Here is a 17,210-nt window from a genome sequence, read left to right as displayed (position 1 = left end):
TTCCCTTACAGCTTGGCCGCAGCCTTGACCTTGCCGAAGACGGCGGTGTTGTCGAGTGAGCCGTGGAAGCTCTCCGCTCCCTGGCCGATGGCGCCGAGGAAGACATCGGTACCACCGTGGGTCTCGTTGCCTATCTCGCCCACCTTGACCACGACCTCCTGGTGATAGTCGTCGGCGGAGACGGTGGCGTCGTCCAGGGGCGTCACGCTGCTGCGCGGGCCGTCCACCCGGTTGTAGCCATTGCCAAAGCCGATGATGGTGTAGGGCATGCCGTCGGCATCCTTGCTCGGCTCACCTGTCTCGTAGTTCTTCACCAGCCCGAGCACGCCCGGATTGCCGGCGGTGGTCTTGCCGGTGCGCTTGGCGTAGCCGTTCAGCACCAGGGTGTGGTCATGGTCGGCGGTGACCACGATCAGGGTGTTTTTCAGCTCGGGGTCTGTTTTCTTCACCTCGTCGATGGCGGCCTGGATGGCGTCGTCGAAGGCGAGGGTGTCCTGCAGGGCGCGCTTGGCGTTGGTGTCGTGCAGGGCATGGTCGATGCGCCCCCCTTCCACCATCAGGAAGTAGCCCTTCTCTTTATCCTTGAGCTGCTTGATGGCGGCCAGGGTCATCTGGGCCAGAGATGGCTCGCTGGCGGGCCTGTCCAGGTCGTATTTCATGTGGCTTGAGCCGAACAGGCCCAGCAGCGGCTTGCCGGCCTCGGCCTGGTTCAGCTCATCCAGGGTGCTGGCAAACTGGTAGCCTTGCGCCTGCATCTCGGAGATGAGGTTGCGACCGTCTTCCCGCTTGCCCTTGTCGGCCAGGGGCTTGAAGAAGCCGCTGCCGCCTCCCAGCACCACGTCCAGCCCCTCTTTCAGGGCGCTGTTGTAACCGGCACCGCCCGGCACCAGCTGGGCGGCGATGTCGGCCTCCAGATCCCGGTTGCAGATGTGGGCATAGGTGGCGGCCGGGGTGGCGTGGGTCACCCGGGTGGTGGTGACGACGCCGGTGCCGCGGCCATCGGCCTTGGCCAGCTCCAGCAGGGTGGTGACCGGCTTGCCTGCACTCTGGCTGCAGTCGCTCTCCTGGGTGGCGTCGCTGTCCATGCTGATGACGCCGTTGTTGCTCTTGACCCCGGTCATGTAGGCGGACATGGAGGGGGCCGAGTCGGTCACCTGGGCGTCGTGGGAGAAGGTCTTGATGAAGGCTGTCTCGGGCAGGGTGTCGATGGTGAGGCTGCCCTCTTCGCCGACGCCGTAGATGCGGGAGGCGGTCAGGGTGTTGAGGCCCATGCCGTCCCCGAGGAAGAAGATCACGTTTCTGGCGCTGGGCTCTGGGGTGGTGCTGTCGTTGTTGGAGTTGCAGCCGGCGGCCAGGGCGGCGCCTATCATCACTGCAAGTCCTGCCATCTTTCTCATTGGGGTTCGCTCCTTGTGAAACCTGAGCGCAGCCTAGAGGGGGCAGATGACACTTTTAGTGAAGAGAGATGACAATACGGTGAAGGTGCCTTGTAAATGTTATCTTATATCAATGAGTTATGCTGGTCGTGTGCCGACGCTCCCGGCCCGGGGGCGCCACGGGCATCCGCCACCGGGGTGACAACACCCGGCCAGAATGGCCTGTCAAATCGGGGCCGCAGCAGGTAAAATGCGCCCCCTTGCGATGAGTGCCAGCAGTTTGGCGCATCACCACGCGCCCGCAGCCCCGAGCGCCCGCAGCCCCGAGAGGGGCCCGCATTCCAATGAGAGAGTAACGGATATGTCCATCAACTGGTTCCCCGGCCACATGCACAAGGCCCGCAAAGAGATTGCAGAGGTCATGCCCCAGGTCGATGTCATCATCGAGATGCTCGACGCCCGCATTCCCTTCTCCAGCGAGAACCCCCTGGTGCCGGAGCTGCGCGGCGAGACGCCGGTGATCAAGGTGCTGAACAAGGCAGACCTCGCCGACCCCGAGATCACCGCGCTCTGGGTGGCCCACATGGAGCAGGAGAAGGGGATCAAGGCGTTGCCCCTGACCCAGCAGGAGCCGGAGAAGATCAAGCAGTTGCTGACCCTGTGCCACGAGATGCTGCCGGAGCGCAACTTCGAGCTGCGCGGGGTGCGCGCCATGATCATGGGCATCCCCAACGTGGGCAAGTCCACCCTGATCAACACCCTGGCGGGTCGCATCATCGCCAAGACCGGCAACGAGGCGGGGGTGACCAAGTCCCAGCAGCGGATCAAGCTGGACAACCACGTCATCCTGACGGACACCCCGGGCTTCCTCTGGCCCAAGCTCAACCCGCCCTCCTGTGGCTACCGCCTGGCGATCACCGCGGCCATCAAGGATACCGTCTTCGACTACGCCGACATCGCCATGTTTGCCGCCGACTACTTCATCAAGGCCTATCCGGAGCGCATCAAGGCACGCTACCAGTTGAGCGAGCTGCCCGAAACCGAGATCGAGCTGCTGGATCTCATCGCCCGCCAGCGCGGTTTCATGCGCAAGGGGGGCCTGGCGGATCTGCACAAGGCGTCCGAGATCCTGGTCAACGAGTTCCGCTCCGGCATGCTGGGCCGCATCTCCCTGGAGACCCCGGAGATGGTGAGGGTCGAGATCGTGGAGGCCGAGGCTGAGGCCGAGCAGAAGGCCAAGGAGAAGGCCGAGCGGGAAGAGGAGCGCCAGGCCCGGGCTCGTCGCAAGTACGCCAAGAAGCGCCAGCGCTGACCGGCATAGTGCGCGATATAAGCAGTGCTCGATATCAAGAAGAGGCGGCCCAAGGGTCGCCTCTTCTTGTTTGGGCGTTCAGGGGTGTGGAGAGGCCACAAGGTCGATGCTCAACCGGCCCATGATGATCATCATGGCCAAAGCGCTGGTTAATCAAGAGGATAGGATTGGCGTTTAGCGGTGCCGCGGTGCTCGGCAAGAGCGGCGTGCCGCCACACCTTGCGATCCCTACTCAGCGCCGATTGACAATGGCATTGGCGGTGGCATGATGCGCTCGCATTTTGCCTCTCCCCACGGTTTTATCCATGACCACATATTCCCGCCCGGTGCTGCTTCTGCTCTGTGGCCTGCTGTTGCTGACCCTGGCCATCGCGGTATTGAACACCCTGGTGCCGCTCTGGCTCGCCCACGACAATCTGCCGACCTGGCAGGTGGGCATGGTCGGCTCCTCCTATTTTACCGGTAACCTGCTGGGGACCCTGCTGGCGGGGTCGCTGATCAAGCGCCTCGGGTTCAACCGCAGCTACTACCTGGCGTCTGCCATCTTTGCCGCAGGCTGCGTCGGCCTGGGGGTCACCCAGGGGTTCTGGAGCTGGCTGACATGGCGCTTCATCGCCGGTGTGGGCTGCGCCATCATCTGGGTGGTGGTGGAGAGCGCCCTCATGTGCAGCGGCAATGCGCGCAACCGGGGCCGTCTGCTGGCGGCCTACATGATGGTCTATTACCTGGGCACAGTGCTCGGGCAGCTGCTGGTCAGCAAGGTATCGACGGGGCTGATGGATGTCCTCCCCTGGGTGAGCGCCCTGGTACTGGCGGCCGTCTTGCCGCTGCTGTTTGCCCGTATCGTCAACGCGCGCAGCGAACAGGAGACGAGTGCCCTGGTGTGGCCCATGCTGCGCCTTCGCCAGGCCCGGCTGGGGGTCAACGGCTGCATCATCTCCGGCATGGTGCTGGGATCTCTCTATGGCCTGATGCCTCTTTATCTGAACCGTCAGGGGGTGAGTGACGCCGGCATCGGCTTCTGGATGGCGGTGATGGTCAGCGCCGGCATTCTGGGGCAGTGGCCCATCGGCCGTCTGGCGGAGCGCTTCGGGCGTTTGCCTGTGCTGCGGGTGCAGGTGTTTGCCGTGATCCTGGGGTGCATGGCGATGCTCGGCGGTGCCGTCATGGGACCGGCGCTGTTCATGCTGGGGGCCGCGTGTTTTACGCTCTACCCCGTGGCCATGGCCTGGGCCTGCGAAAAGGTGGCGCACCATCAGCTGGTGGCCATGAACCAGGCGCTGCTGCTGAGCTACACCATCGGCAGTCTGCTCGGCCCGACCCTGACTGCGCTCCTGATGCAGCGCTACTCGGACAACCTGCTGTTCATCGTGATCGCCTGCGTGTCGTTTATCTATCTGCTGATGCTGCTGCGCAAAATGGGAGAACACCCGACGCCGGTGGCCCATGCCTGAGGACTGCCAGGTCCCCATGACGCCTTCATGGGGGCGATCTCTGACGGGCCTTTCCGGGGAGCTCGGCTGGGGGAGAAGAGGAGGGCTGGCGTTGTTGTGCTTTATATAAAGAAGAGGTGGCCCAGGTGCCGCCTTTTTTGTGGCCGGGAGGGGGTGGCATCGCCATGTGCTAGCCGTAGCGACGTCTGGCCTCCTCGAACAGGGACATGTGCAAGGGGATCAACCGCTGCCAGTCGCGCCGGTAACCGCCACCGGGCACGGCGGCGATGGGCAGGCCGTGGCGCCGGGCACAGTCAAAGACCATGGCATCGCGCCGGCGCACCCCCTGATCGCTCAAAGAGAGATAGCCGAGCTCGTCGTCCCGGTGCACGTCCACCCCGGCCTGATAGAGGATGAGGTCGGGTTGATAGAGGCGAAGCGCCAGGCTCAGTGCCTGCTCCAGGGTAGTGAGGTAGGCATCGTCCTCCATGCCGGTGGGCAGCGGGAAGTCCAGGTGGGAGGCGGGCTTGTGGCGGGGAAAGTTGTGCTCCCCGTGCAGGGAGAGGGTGATGATGTCGCGGCTGCCTGCACACAGGGCGGCGCTGCCATCCCCATGATGGACATCGAGATCCACGATCAGCACCTGCTCGCAGCGTCCCTCGTCCAGGCAGGCCCTTGCCGCAATCACCAGATCGTTGAACAGGCAGAAACCGCTGCCAAAGTCCCGGTGGGCGTGGTGATAACCACCGGAGATCTGCAGGCCGCAGCCGTGCGTCAGGGCGTGACGGCTGGCCGCCAGGGTGGCCCCCACCGAACGCAGGGTACGTTCAATCAGCATGGGGGACCAGGGGAAACCGAGCCGGCGGATGGCCCCTTCGTCAAGCTGGCCCCCCAGGGCGGCGTCCACAAAGCCGGCCTCATGGACCCGCACTATCTGCTCGCGGTTCGCGGCGGGTGCCTCGAGAAGCGGATACCCCTCTGTCGACAGCTGCCGATGCAGCGCCTGGTACTTGGCCAGGGGGAAGCGGTGGCGCTCGGGCAGCACCAGGGCGGAGTAGTGGGGGTGATAGAAGATGCGAAGTGACATGGGGAGTCTATCCAGGCGGGTATGAAAAAGGGGAGCCAGGCTCCCCTCTATACAGGCGTGCGATGCGCCCTTATTGCTGCTGGATGACCCAGATCTGGAAGGCTTTGCGGGTCTCCGCATCGGCCTTGTTGTACCAGTTCTGCATCTGGGTCAGGGCTTCGGGGTTGCTCTGGGCCTTGCTCGGGGCCACTTCGGCCGGTGCGCTGGCGGCGGCCATCACGGCGGCGCTGGAGATGGCGACAGCCTTGGGCTGGTTGAAGGCCTTGCCCATATTGATCAGCTCCTGCTGATAGTCGCGGGTCAGCTGGAAACCACCCACGGTCGGCATGACGAACTGCTCGCTCTCGACGGCCTGGCCGCTGACCTTGTCCTTGAGGACCACTTTCTGCTCTTTCAGGAAGGCCTTGGCTTCCGCTTCGTTGCGGGGCTTCTTGTAGTCCAGCACCAGGGTCTGGTTGTCGGCGGCGGTGAAGTTGATCACCAGGGGCTCGGCGGTCACCAGCTTGATCTCGCTACGGTTGGAGTAGTTGCCCTCGAAGGCCACCACCAGCTGGTGCTTGCCGGCGCTGATGGGGAATTTACTTGTGTTGTCGAGCAGCTTGGGGTTGATGGACTCCCCGTCGATGAGTTGCACTACATAGGGGGTGGTTATTTCCAGTTGGCTATTAGCCAGGGCGCTACCTGCCCACAACAGACCAGCCAGGGCCGGCACCAGAACAGTCAGTTTCATTTCATCTCCTTGAACAGTCAGGCGATTGCCCACTGAAAAATAGGGGCTCATTTTTGCAGGTTTGCCCTGGAGCGGCAATAGCCGTTTATGGCGCGGCCCTGCCGACGGGAGAGCCGATCCTACTCGATTCGCCGGGTGAAAGGAGGCAGGGCGTCCAGCAGCCCCTTGCCGTAGCGTTTGGTCAACAGACGTCGGTCGAGAATGGTCACGCGCCCCCGATCCGCCTCTTTGCGGATGAGGCGGCCACAGGCCTGGATAAGCTTGCGCGACGCCTCCGGCACCGTCAGTTGCAGGAAGGGGTTGCCGCCGCGCTGCTCTATCCACTCGGCAGTGGCCTCTTCCACCGGCGAGTTCGGCACCGCAAAGGGCAACTTGGTGATCACCAGGTTGGTGAGGTAGTGCCCCGGCAGATCCAGCCCCTCGGAGAAACTGCCGGTGCCAAAGAGGATGCTGGCCTGGCCGCCGTCGCACTTCTGTTTGTGCAGGGTGAGCAGGGCGCTGCGGGACGCTTCCCCCTGCACCAGCAGCGACATCCCCTTGGCCCTGAGCCCCGCCGCCACCTCGTTCATCTGCCGGTAGGAGGAGAAGAGCACCAGGCTCGCCTCCTTGCCTGCCAGCAGGCGGGGCAGGGTGTCGATCAGTTCCTGGGTAAAGGCGGGGGCGCTCGGTTCATGAGTCATCCTGGGCAGATAGAGTTCGGCCTTGTGGTAGTCGAAGGGGGATCGCAGGCGCAGATAACGGGTGCCATCGTGCTCCTTTAGCCCCACCTGGTGGCGGAAATAGCTGAAGGAGGAGAGGGCGGTGAGGGTGGCAGAAACCAGCACGGCCCCGAGGCAGCGGGACCAGAGCCACTCTTCCAGCAGATAGCCCACCTCGATGGGGGAGGCGTGCAGCCAGATGTCCCCGTCCTCGCTCCTGGCCATCCAGCGGGCGAGCGGTGTCTTGCCGGCGGGCACGTGGCGGCTCAGCATCTCCCACAGGGCGCAGAAGTTTTCCAGACGCTGCAGGTGAAAGCCGCTCTCCGCCAGCAGGGGCTCGGCCTCCTTGCGGCGGATCTCGCCATCTTTGAGCGCCTCGCCGATGGCCCCCTGCATCCTGTCCAGTGCCCGCAGCGCCTTCTTGCTCGCCTCTTTCAGGTTCTCTGCCAGCATGGGTAGGGGGTCGGGCAGGACACCGTCGGCAAACCTGTGGTGCTGCTCGGCGCCAAACAGCTGCTCGTGGCTGCCGAGCCACTGCTCCAGCGCCTTCAGGTCCGGCTGCAAAGAGGCCAGGGCATCCTGCAGTTTCAGCTGGGGATCGAGCAGGCTCTCCTTGTTGAGGGCCCGCGCCAGCTTGCCGGCACTTTGCACCAGCTTCTCCAGCCAGCGGCGGGAGCCCTTGATGCTGGCGCTCGCTGCGCCGTGATCCCGGGCGATGGTCGGCAGGTGGTGAGCCTCATCCAGCACATAGATGCACTCGTCGGGGGGAGGCAGGATGATGCCGCCCCCCATGGTGAGGTCGGAGAGCAGCAGGGCATGGTTGACCACCAGCACGTCGGCGGCGTCCATGTCGTTGCGGGCACGGTGGAAGGGGCAGTGCTGGTGGTGGCTGAGCGCCTTGTTGCAGGTGTGGCGATCGGCGGCGATGCGATCCCAGCAGGCGTCGGGGATGGGTTTGGGCCAGTTGTCCCGATCACCGTCCCACTTGCCCCCCGTGTAGGCCTGCCACAACGCCTCATAGCACGCCTTGTCGGAGTCTGACGGCTTGTGCTTGCTCAAACTCCCGAAGTCGAGCTCGAAGTTGGCCATGTCGATGCCGCTCGCCGCCTGCTCCAGCAGGTGTTCGCAGCAGTAACGCTGGCGCCCCTTGACCAGCATGAAGCGAAACGGCAGCTCGCTGTGGCGGTGGTAGAAAGGCAGGTCCTTGTGGATCAACTGCTCCTGCAGGGCGACGGTGGCGGTGGAGATCACCAGCTTCTTCTGGGTGAGCCGTGCCACCGGGATGGCGCCCTGGGCATAGGAGAGGGATTTGCCGATGCCGGTGCCGGCCTCTGCCACCAGGATGCGGCGACTCCTGTCATATTCCCCCGTCAGGGTCTTGGCGATTTCGGCCACCAGAAAGTTCTGCTCCTTGCGCGGCACAAAACCGGGTAAACCATCGGCAATCTGGCGATAGGTATTGCGGATGGTGGCTTTGAGGCGAGTCGATAGCATAAATAAGGTGCGGTCGTGTGGAGATGAATGAACACAGGATACCCGCAAGAGGTGACCGGGGTCGAGGCAAGGGAAGGCAGTGAGCGCCGACGTGCCTCTGCACATATGTCATGGGGCGGATGGGGCGTGCAATAAACCACCAGGAAAGGTGTTTTGGGCAGCAACTATCGCTGTAAACGTTTACCCTGGTGGGGCAAACGTTGTGGGATTCAGCTCACAAAAATCCCCCTATGACTATGGTTTTCATAAAAAGTTCCAAGTTTTTTCATTGCGGATTGGAAAACCCGGTGATAGTCTCGGCGCCATAGTGATGCAAAGAACATCGCTAACACAGGGAATAACAAGGACTTAGTGTTTAATTACAGTAGGCATTGGAAACTATGAAAAAGACAATTCTGGCTATTGCTATCCCGGCTCTGTTCGCATCCGCAGCCAACGCTGCTGTCGTTTACGACAAAGACGGTGTCACCTTCGATATCTACGGCCGTGTTCAGGCTAACTACTACGCTGACCATAACAAATTTGTTGAAGGCACTCCTGCTGGTTTTGAGTTCAACTCTAAGACTGGCACCGTTGATCCGGTGGCTGCTACTGCAGATCGCTACGAAAACGTAGATGGTGAGCTGGTTGGTACCTCCCGTCTGGGCTGGTCCGGCAAAGTTGCTCTGAACGACACCTGGTCCGGTATTGCCAAGACCGAGTGGCAAGTTTCTGCTGAAAACTCCGACAACAAGTTCAACTCCCGTCACATCTGGGTTGGCTTCGACGGCACCCAGTACGGCAAGATCATCTTCGGCCAGACCGACACCGCGTTCTACGACGTGCTGGAGCCGACCGATATCTTCAACGAGTGGGGCGATGCTGGTAACTTCTACGACGGTCGTCAAGAAGGTCAGATCATCTACTCCAACAGCTTCGGCGGCTTCAAGGGCAAAGTGTCCTACCAGACCAACGATGACGAAGCTGTCGCTGTTAGCGACGTAGGTGGCAACTCCTTCACTACCGAATTCCCGGGCATCAAGCGTAACTACGGTTATGCTGTCGCTGCCGGTTACGACTTCGACTTCGGTCTGGGCTTCAACGCTGGTTACGCTTACTCCGACCTGGAAGCGACCACCAGCACCGACGAGGGTGAGAAGAATGAGTGGGCTGTTGGTGCACACTACGCCATCAACGGCTTCTACTTTGCTGGTGTATACACCGAAGGCAAGTTGAAGAACGATACAACCGGTTACAAGGGTGAAGGCCACGGCTACGAGCTGGCTGCTTCCTACAACGTAGACGCCTGGACCTTCCTGGCTGGCTACAACTTCAAGGAAGGCAAGGAAACTGGTGCTTCCTACGAAGACATGATTGACGAAACCCTGCTGGGCGTACAGTACAACTTCACTTCCAAGCTGAAGGCGTACACCGAGTACAAGATCCAGGGTATCGACGACCTGGACGACGAGTTCACTGTTGCTCTGCAATACAACTTCTAATCCTGTCCTAGCACGGATTTAGTGAGTAAACGGCCAAGCTTGCTTGGCCGTTTTGTTTTGTCTGCTTCCTTGATGTGCCCGAGCCGTTCGGCTTGCCCTCCGGCCCTGCGCCAGGTCACGTTGTCTTCCTTGTCCCCTTGGCTCTCTTCTCGTAAATCGCTAGATTATTCAATTCGTTGAAACAGGGCTGGCCAACAGGGAAGGATACCTTTTGATCGATTTCACTCACCCCGAGTGGCGCGCGCTGGCGCAGCAGTTGTTGAGCGGGGCTCCCCAGATTGTTCGCGGTCGCCAGTGGCAGCCCCTTATCGGCATGTTGAAGGACAACCAGCTGCTGCTGACCCTGGGCAACCACCGCTACGAGCTGACCCCGGCCGGGCGGCGCTACCTGACCCGCGAGCTGATGCTGGCGGAGATGGCCTGCGCGCCCCCGGAGCCGGAGGAGTGGCTTCATACCCAGGGCTGGCAGCTGGGGGAGAGGGTCAACGAACGGGTGCTGGCGGCCCTCTATCGCAAGGGGGAGACGGGTTTCAGCCCCATCGAGCAGATCGATTTCGAGGACAAGGGGATCCGGCCGTGCAGCGATCTGCCCCTGCGCCTGCGCGCCGCCCGCCCGTTCAGCCTCTTCTTCAGCGGGGGCACCCTGCTCGATGCCACGTCCTGGCTCCAGACCCTGGGGGAGGTGGCGCTGCCCGCCCGCACCCTGGCGGGCCTTGGCAAGGTCCTCTGGGGGGAGGGGGAGATCCAGCGGGTGATCACGACCGACGTCGTCGGTGCCTTTGCCGACGTACACCTGCCCGCCGATGCCCTGCTGGTCTGGTATCCGGCCCAGGATCCCGGCACCTTGCAACCCCTGATCGCTGCCTTGCCCCCCCAGACGCTCTGGAGCCACCTCACCGCCCTGGATCCTGCCGGGGTCGACAGGGTGCTGACCCTGGCCCAGCGCCTGGGGCGCCCGGCGAGCTGGTGGCTGCCACGGGATCTCGTGCCCATCAAGACGGCCTACGGGGTCCCCCTGCACGACTCGCGTCCCTGGGAGCCGAGCCGGATCCCTCGCTCATTGCTGGCACAGTGCAGCGATCTGGTGGAGTCGGGCCACGGTCTCTCGGCGGAAGTCTGTGCCCTGGCGCCCGATTGGCACGCGGTCGGGTGAGAGGCTCCCCTGCTGCCTCGAGAAAGCGGTTTTCCCCTATGGAAGGCAGTGGTATAAAGAGTTGACGGAGCGCTCCCTGGATGGGCGCTTTTGTTTGCCAACCTACTTTGCCAGCCAACGAACTCAACGGAATACAGGGAATACCATGTTTGAAAAGGTTGTTGCCGCCCCAGCGGATCCGATCCTGGGCCTGACCGAAGCCTTCCGTGCCGACACTCGCAGCCACAAGATCAATCTGGGGGTCGGGATCTACAAGGATGAGACCGGTGCCACTCCTATCCTTCACTGCGTCAAGAAAGCCGAACAGAAGCTCTTGACCGACGAGAAGACCAAGAATTACCTCGGTATTGAAGGCAATATCGAGTACGGCCGCATCGTGCAGCAGCTGCTGTTCGGGCAGGACTCCGCCCTCGTCAACAGCGGCCGCGCCAAGACAGCGCAAGCCCCGGGCGGTACTGGTGCCCTGCGTATCGCCGCCGAGTTCGTGGTGCGCAACAATCTCGCCAAGACCGTCTGGATCTCCGACCCCACCTGGGCCAACCACGTCAGCGTGTTCCAGTCCGCGGGTCTGACCGTCAAGTGGTACAAGTACTACGATGCGGCGACCAAGGGGCTCGACTTTGCCGCCATGCAGGCGTCTCTCTCCGAGGCACAGGCCGGCGATCTGGTACTGCTGCACGGCTGCTGCCACAACCCGACCGGTATCGACCCGACCGCTGATCAGTGGCGCGCCCTGGCCAAGCAGAGTGCCGCCGCCGGCTGGCTGCCGCTGTTCGACTTCGCCTATCAGGGCTTTGCCCGCGGTATCGAGGAAGATGCCGAAGGCCTGCGCATCTTCGCCGAGTGCCACGACGAGCTGCTGGTGGCGAGCTCCTTCTCCAAGAACTTCGGTCTCTACAATGAGCGGGTCGGGGCCTTCACCCTGGTCTGTGCGACCAAGGCGGTGGCCGACGTGGCCTTCACCCAGGTCAAGACCGTCATTCGCGCCAACTACTCCAACCCGCCGTCCCACGGCGCCGCCGTCGTCACCGCCGTGGTGAGCGATCCTGCCCTCTATGCGGAGTGGGTGGAAGAGGTGGCCGCCATGCGGGTGCGCATTCGCGAGATGCGCGAACTGCTGGTGGAAAAGCTGGCCGCCCGTGGCGTGAGTCAGGACTTTGGTTTCATCCGCGAGCAGAACGGCATGTTCTCCTTCTCCGGTCTCAGCAAGGATCAGGTGGAGCGCCTCAAGAGCGAGTTCGCCATCTACATCGTCGGCTCCGGCCGGATCAGCGTGGCCGGTATCACCCGCGCCAACATTGACCCGCTGTGCGACGCCATCGCCAAGGTGCTGTAAGCGAGCCATCGCCATCCATTCAATAAAAAGCCCGCCGGGGAGACCCGGCGGGCTTTTTCGTTCCTGCGGTGTTCACCGTCAGCGGCGGCGCTTGCCCCCCCCCAGCAGGGAGCCGAGCACCCCGCGAACCAGCTGGCGCCCCACCTCGTTGCCCAGGGTGCGGGCCACGCTCTTGGCGGCGGTCTGCACCACGCCGTCGTGCTGGCCGCCGCGCGGGCCGGTGCGGCCAAAGAGGATACCGTTGAGGGCATCGAGCAGACCGCCCTCGGGCTCGCCACGGGATTGGGGGGGATCATCGGCGGCCACGGCCGGCCGTGCCCCGTTGAGGCGCTCGAAGGCGGACTCCCGATCCTCCGGTGTCTCGTAGCGGCCGTGCAGCAAGGAGCCCTGGATCAGGGCCTGCCGCTCACCGTCGGTCAGCGGTCCGATACGGCTGGCCGGCGGAGCGATGAAGGCGCGCTCCACCACGCCGGGGCGCCCCTTCTCGTCGAGCAGGGAGATGAGCGCCTCGCCGACGCCGAGCTCGGTGATGACGCCGGCGGCATCGAAGGCCGGGTTGGCCCGCAGGGTGTTGGCGGCGATGCGCACCGCCTTCTGATCGCTCGGGGTGAAGGCGCGCAGGGCGTGCTGCACCCGGTTGCCGAGCTGTCCCAGCACGCTGTCGGGGATGTCCGCCGGGCTCTGGGTCACGAAGTAGATACCCACCCCCTTGGAGCGAATGAGTCGCACCACCAGCTCGATCTTCTCCAGCAGCGCCTTGGGGGCGTCGTTGAACAGGAGGTGCGCCTCGTCGAAGAAGAAGACCAGGATAGGCTTGTCAGGATCCCCCACCTCGGGCAATTGCTCGAACAGCTCGGAGAGCAGCCAGAGCAGGAAGCAGGCATAGAGCCGGCTGGACTGGGTCAGCTTGCCCGCGGCCAGCACATTGATATGGCCGTGGCCGGCCTCGTCGGTCTGCAGCAGATCCTGAATGTCCAGCATGGGCTCGCCGAAGAAGTGATCGCCCCCGGCGCTCTCCAGAGTGAGCAGGTTGCGCAGGATGGCGCCGATGGAGGCGGTCGATACGTTGCCGTAGCGGGTGGTGAGCGATTTGGCGTTGTCCCCCGCGAACTGCACCATGGCGCGCAGATCCTTGAGATCCAGCAGCAACAGTCCCTCGTCGTCTGCCACCTTGAACACCAGCTCCAACACCCCGCTCTGGGTATCGTTCAGGCCGAGCAGACGGGAGAGCAGCAGGGGCCCCATGTCGGAGACGGTGGCCCGCACCGGGTGCCCCTGCAGGGCGAAGAGATCCCAGAACAGGGTGGGGTTGGCGGCAAAGCTCGGGGCCGGGATGCCGAGCTGTGCCAGTCTGGCGTCCAGCTTGGTGGACGGGGTGCCGGCGGCGCCCAGCCCGCTGAGATCCCCCTTCACATCCGCCAGAAAGACGGGGACCCCGAGGCGGGAGAAGCCCTCTGCCAGCACCTGCAGGGTGACCGTTTTGCCGGTGCCGGTGGCGCCGGTAATGAGGCCGTGGCGGTTGGCCATGGCGGGCAGCAGAGTGAGGGGGCGGCCATTGGCGTGGGCCAGGGTCAGGGGTTCGGCCATGGTGGGCTCCTTGTCTTGGCGGATGGCGGCAAGCCGGGGTTACAAGGAGTGTGGTGGCAGAGCCAAATGATGGCAAGCCGCGCACCCCGGGGCGCGGGGGAGCCTGCTCAGCGGGCGCGGATCAGCCTGCCGAGTTGCAGTATCAGCAGGGTGAACAGGGCGCCGGCGGCGGCAGTGAGCAGGGCCAGCAGCAGGCTGCCGAGCAGGAAGGGGGGCACCAGGGTGGCCGCCTCGTGCTCCAGCCAGTGCAGGGACCAGGTGAGGTGGAAGGGCTCCGGGGTCTCGCGCAGCAACAGGCAGCCGGTGCGATAGGCGTAGAGGTACATGAAGGGGAGCGTCAGCGGGTTGTTGAACCAGACAGCCAGCAGGGCCAGCGGCAGATTGAGGCTGAATGCCAGCGCCAGGGCGACGGCTACCAGGGAGTGCATGGGCATCGGGATCCAGCTGGCGAACAGACCGGCCGCCACGGCACCGCACAGGGCCCGGGTCCCTCTCTGCCAGAGGGCGGGGGTCAGCAGGCGCTCACCGAACAGGGCAAACCACTTCTGCTGGCGCAGGGTGTCCGGATCCAGCCGGAAGCGGGCGAACCAGCGGCTCAGCATGCCCGCGCCACCCGGCGTTTTTTCCACTGTCGTACCGTGCTCAGGCGCCAGAAGGTGCGGATCAGGGCATAGCCAATCAGAGAGCTCAGCAGGGCGAGCACCAGGGAGCCCAGCAAGAGCGGCGGTGCCACCGTCTCGAACACCGACATCAGCCAGGCCCAGGTAAACTCGATGTCGATGGGCTGGGCGTGCCGACCCAGCAGCTGGCAGCCGGTCAGGTAGGCGCCATAGAACAGGGGCGGCATGGTCAGGGGGTTGGAGAGCCATACCAGGGCCACCGAGAGGGGCAGGTTGACCCGAAACAGGATGGCCCCCCCGGCCGCCAGCAACATCTGGCAGGGCAGGGGGATCCAGGCCATGAAGAGGCCGACCGCGAAGGCCCCTGCGGCGGATCGCCGGTTGAGATGCCAGAGGTTGGCATCGAGCAGCAGATTGCCGAACAGGCGCAAGTGCTTGTGCTCTTTCAGGCTCTGCTGATCGGGCATCCAGCGCTGTATGATTCGTTTGGGCATGTTTTAAACCTTGCTAGATACTTGCTCCATGGATCTGCGTCTGTTGTCGTTTGCCCTTGGGGCAAGCTCCTCACTGCTTTGGCCATGGCTGCCTTCATGGGAATGGGGGGGCCTGATGCTGCTGCTCGCGCTCCCCCTCGCCGCCTGCCGCTGCTGGCGGCTGCTGTTTTTACTGTCTGGCATTCTCTGGATGCAGGGAAATCTGCACTACCGGCTGGCCTGGCTGGACCAGCTTGGCAAAAAAACGAGTCACATCATAACCGCACAAGTGCAAAGTGCGGAGCCCTCCGGCGACAAAGATCGCGATCATTTTACGCGCCTGCTGCTGAGGGTCGAGACTCTGGATGCCCTTCCCCTCGCGCCGGCCCCCCTGGTGCGGGTGAACGCCTATCAGGCGCTGCCGCCCCTGCCCGCCGGCAGTCGCGTCACCCTGGTGACCAGCCTCAAGCCTGCCCATGGCCTCGCGAACGAAGCAGGGATGGACGGGCGACGGCTGCTGCTCGGCAAGGGGATCACGGCCACCGGCAATCTGCGCCGGATCATCGAGGTGACGGCAGCGCCGCCGGGCTGGCGTGAGCGCTGGCTGACCGCCGCCGACACGGCGTGGCAGGGATTGGTGCAGGCCCCCCTGCTGGCGGCACTCACCTTCGGGGAGCAGGAGGGCATCACGGATGCCCAGTGGGATCTCTTTCGCGGCAGCGGCCTGACCCACATCATCGCCATCTCCGGCCAGCATATCGCCCTGGTGGCGGTGCTCGGCTGGTGGCTGGGCCGGTTGTTCGGGTTGCGGGGGGCCATCTTGGTCTCCCTGCTGTTCGCGGCCACCTACAGCTGGCTGGCCGGGTTTGCGGTGGCGACCGAACGGGCCCTCATCATGGTGCTGGTATGGAGCCTGCTGCGCTGGCTGAAACGGGACTGGCCGAGCCACCGCATCTGGCTGTGGGCCTTCGTGGTGATCGCGCTCTGGGATCCCTTCGCCCTCTATTCGGCGGGTTTCTGGCTCTCCTTCCTGGCGGTGGCCCTGCTGTTGCTGGCGAGCCTGCTGCACGAGCGTCCAGGCCTGGTGCGCCTGCAACTCTTGCTGCTGCTCGGGTTGTTGCCCCTGCAACTGCTGCTGTTCGAGGGGATGGCACCCCTGGCGCTCTTGCTCAACCTGTTGGCATTGCCGCTGTTCTGCCTCGGGATCATCCCCCTTGCCCTCATCGGCGTCCTGCTGGCTCCCCTCTCAACCACCCTGGCCCACGGCCTGCTCTGGCTGTCCGATCTTGGCCTGGAATGGGTGCTCTGGGGGCTGGCGCGGCTGGCGAGTCAGGTACGGCTATGGTGGCCGGTACCGGGCTGGCTGATGCCCGCCAGCACCCTGCTGATCCTGCTGTGGGCGGGCCGGCAGCTGCCGGGAGGGCGCTTCCTGCTGCTCCCCGTGGCGGCGGCCATGGTGCTGGCCGCCTGGCCCACACCCGCCCCCTGGCAGGTGCGGGTGCTGGACGTGGGGCAGGGGCTCTCCGTGCTCATCACCCGGGGAGAGCGCGGCATCCTCTTCGATACCGGGGATCGCTACCCCGGTGGCTACAACATGGCGGACGCGGTCATCCAGCCCGTGCTGAACCGGCTCGGAGTGAGGGTGATCGATACCCTCGTCATCAGCCACAGGGACCGGGATCACGCGGGCAACCGACAGGCCGTGCTGCAGGGGATACCGGTGCGCCGCGAGCTCTCCTCCTTCCCGTTCGCGCCGAGTACCCAGGCCTGTCGCCGTGGCCAGGAGTGGCGCTGGCAGGGGCTCGACCTGCGCGTGCTCTGGCCCGAGCGACCGGGGGTGGGGCGCAACAACGACAGCTGCGTCGTGCAGATCAGCGACGGACGGCATCGCCTCCTGCTCAGCGGTGACATCGAGCAGCAGACGGAGCGTCGCCTGCTGGCCCTGGAGAGCGGGGAGGGCGGGGGAGAGGGGTTGGTCAGCACCCTGCTGGTGAGTCCCCACCACGGCAGCCGCACCTCCTCGATCCCGGCCTTTGTGGCGGCGGTGCGGCCGACCTTCGTCGTGCACAGCGCCGGCTTCATGAACCAGTGGGGATTTCCCCGCCCCGACGTGGTGGCGAGATACGATGGCGCGCGGCAATGGGTGACCGGTGAGGATGGCGCCATCCTGATCGAGGGCGGCGATGACGGCCTGCGGATCCGGGCCGAGCGGGAGCAGGGACCCTGGTACAGGCGAAGTGGGACCTGGTGGAAACCCATACCATGGAAAGAGGAGTGAGCGGCCGGTCTTGACTCGTGCGCAAGGGGCCTGACGCGGGATGGGGGAGCCGTCATTTGTGACCCGGGTTCGATACCCGACTGCCTGCGACGCTTGGTGAAGCCCCAAGGTTTGGCTAGAATAGCCCGTCATTTCCCTTATTAACGGCTATT

13 protein-coding genes are annotated in these 17,210 nt (G+C 64.1%); 6 read left to right on the top strand and 7 right to left on the bottom strand.

The window, feature by feature from the left end; genetic code table 11:
- Positions 1–5: 5 nt before the first annotated feature.
- Positions 6–1,397 (bottom strand): alkaline phosphatase, encoded by a 1,392-nt coding sequence (locus tag I6L45_RS19040; RefSeq protein ID WP_216982959.1) that lies wholly within the window; start codon positions 1,395–1,397, stop codon positions 6–8.
- Between the two features lie 340 nt (positions 1,398–1,737).
- Between I6L45_RS19040 and ylqF the strand changes: the two genes are divergently transcribed.
- Positions 1,738–2,688: a ribosome biogenesis GTPase YlqF gene (gene ylqF / locus I6L45_RS19035; protein ID WP_216982958.1), complete on the top strand. Its 951-nt coding sequence runs from the start codon at positions 1,738–1,740 to the stop codon at positions 2,686–2,688.
- A gap of 305 nt (positions 2,689–2,993) precedes the next feature.
- The gene (locus tag I6L45_RS19030) at positions 2,994–4,142 is read left to right on the top strand and encodes an MFS transporter (protein ID WP_104453127.1); all 1,149 of its coding nucleotides are present in this window, start codon (positions 2,994–2,996) and stop codon (positions 4,140–4,142) included.
- A 169-nt stretch (positions 4,143–4,311) separates the two neighbouring features.
- Here the strand turns inward: I6L45_RS19030 and I6L45_RS19025 are convergent, their stop codons facing one another.
- The 3 genes from I6L45_RS19025 to dinG all read right to left on the bottom strand — a co-directional run bounded on the left by I6L45_RS19025 (position 4,312) and on the right by dinG (position 8,130).
- Complete coding sequence (locus I6L45_RS19025) at positions 4,312–5,208, bottom strand: histone deacetylase (protein WP_216982957.1); 897 nt, start codon at positions 5,206–5,208, stop codon at positions 4,312–4,314.
- 70 nt (positions 5,209–5,278) lie between these two features.
- The gene (locus tag I6L45_RS19020) at positions 5,279–5,938 is read right to left on the bottom strand and encodes a DUF2057 domain-containing protein (RefSeq protein WP_216982956.1); all 660 of its coding nucleotides are present in this window, start codon (positions 5,936–5,938) and stop codon (positions 5,279–5,281) included.
- Between the two features lie 119 nt (positions 5,939–6,057).
- On the bottom strand, positions 6,058–8,130 hold the full coding sequence (gene dinG / locus I6L45_RS19015; protein WP_216982955.1) for an ATP-dependent DNA helicase DinG: 2,073 nt from the start codon (positions 8,128–8,130) through the stop codon (positions 6,058–6,060).
- Positions 8,131–8,510: 380 nt separating this feature from the next.
- Between dinG and I6L45_RS19010 the strand changes: the two genes are divergently transcribed.
- From I6L45_RS19010 to I6L45_RS19000, 3 genes are all read left to right on the top strand, one after another.
- Positions 8,511–9,611 carry a porin gene (locus I6L45_RS19010; protein ID WP_216982954.1) on the top strand — a complete coding sequence of 367 codons (1,101 nt, stop codon included), beginning with the start codon at positions 8,511–8,513 and terminating at the stop codon, positions 9,609–9,611.
- Positions 9,612–9,822: 211 nt separating this feature from the next.
- Positions 9,823–10,764, top strand: coding sequence for a hypothetical protein (locus tag I6L45_RS19005; protein ID WP_210550399.1), 942 nt, complete (start codon positions 9,823–9,825; stop codon positions 10,762–10,764).
- Between the two features lie 145 nt (positions 10,765–10,909).
- Complete coding sequence (locus I6L45_RS19000) at positions 10,910–12,100, top strand: amino acid aminotransferase (protein WP_134697194.1); 1,191 nt, start codon at positions 10,910–10,912, stop codon at positions 12,098–12,100.
- 78 nt (positions 12,101–12,178) lie between these two features.
- On the opposite strand, the gene I6L45_RS18995 is transcribed toward I6L45_RS19000, so the two are convergent.
- From I6L45_RS18995 to I6L45_RS18985, 3 genes are all read right to left on the bottom strand, one after another.
- On the bottom strand, positions 12,179–13,687 hold the full coding sequence (locus I6L45_RS18995; RefSeq protein ID WP_216982953.1) for a helicase HerA-like domain-containing protein: 1,509 nt from the start codon (positions 13,685–13,687) through the stop codon (positions 12,179–12,181).
- A gap of 107 nt (positions 13,688–13,794) precedes the next feature.
- Positions 13,795–14,289, bottom strand: coding sequence for a DUF2062 domain-containing protein (locus I6L45_RS18990; RefSeq protein ID WP_216982952.1), 495 nt, complete (start codon positions 14,287–14,289; stop codon positions 13,795–13,797).
- Positions 14,283–14,801, bottom strand: coding sequence for a DUF2062 domain-containing protein (locus I6L45_RS18985; protein WP_043759518.1), 519 nt, complete (start codon positions 14,799–14,801; stop codon positions 14,283–14,285). Before I6L45_RS18985 ends, I6L45_RS18990 begins: the two co-directional genes overlap by 7 nt.
- Before the next feature lie 28 nt (positions 14,802–14,829).
- Between I6L45_RS18985 and I6L45_RS18980 the strand changes: the two genes are divergently transcribed.
- Positions 14,830–17,058 (top strand): DNA internalization-related competence protein ComEC/Rec2, encoded by a 2,229-nt coding sequence (locus I6L45_RS18980; protein WP_216982951.1) that lies wholly within the window; start codon positions 14,830–14,832, stop codon positions 17,056–17,058.
- Positions 17,059–17,210: the final 152 nt, after the last annotated feature.

This window comes from Aeromonas sp. FDAARGOS 1415, assembly GCF_019048365.1.
GTDB lineage: Bacteria > Pseudomonadota > Gammaproteobacteria > Enterobacterales > Aeromonadaceae > Aeromonas > Aeromonas taiwanensis.
This window is presented reverse-complemented; position numbering and strand designations above follow the sequence as displayed.

Coding starts and splice junctions, on each gene's coding strand:
- I6L45_RS18990 (WP_216982952.1), bottom strand. CDS start 14,289: ATGCTGAGCCGCTGGTTCGCCCGCTTCCGGCTGGATCCGGACACCCTG.
- I6L45_RS19020 (WP_216982956.1), bottom strand. CDS start 5,938: ATGAAACTGACTGTTCTGGTGCCGGCCCTGGCTGGTCTGTTGTGGGCA.
- ylqF (WP_216982958.1), top strand. CDS start 1,738: ATGTCCATCAACTGGTTCCCCGGCCACATGCACAAGGCCCGCAAAGAG.
- I6L45_RS19010 (WP_216982954.1), top strand. CDS start 8,511: ATGAAAAAGACAATTCTGGCTATTGCTATCCCGGCTCTGTTCGCATCC.
- I6L45_RS18995 (WP_216982953.1), bottom strand. CDS start 13,687: ATGGCCGAACCCCTGACCCTGGCCCACGCCAATGGCCGCCCCCTCACT.
- I6L45_RS18985 (WP_043759518.1), bottom strand. CDS start 14,801: ATGCCCAAACGAATCATACAGCGCTGGATGCCCGATCAGCAGAGCCTG.
- I6L45_RS18980 (WP_216982951.1), top strand. CDS start 14,830: ATGGATCTGCGTCTGTTGTCGTTTGCCCTTGGGGCAAGCTCCTCACTG.
- I6L45_RS19000 (WP_134697194.1), top strand. CDS start 10,910: ATGTTTGAAAAGGTTGTTGCCGCCCCAGCGGATCCGATCCTGGGCCTG.
- I6L45_RS19040 (WP_216982959.1), bottom strand. CDS start 1,397: ATGAGAAAGATGGCAGGACTTGCAGTGATGATAGGCGCCGCCCTGGCC.
- I6L45_RS19025 (WP_216982957.1), bottom strand. CDS start 5,208: ATGTCACTTCGCATCTTCTATCACCCCCACTACTCCGCCCTGGTGCTG.
- dinG (WP_216982955.1), bottom strand. CDS start 8,130: ATGCTATCGACTCGCCTCAAAGCCACCATCCGCAATACCTATCGCCAG.
- I6L45_RS19030 (WP_104453127.1), top strand. CDS start 2,994: ATGACCACATATTCCCGCCCGGTGCTGCTTCTGCTCTGTGGCCTGCTG.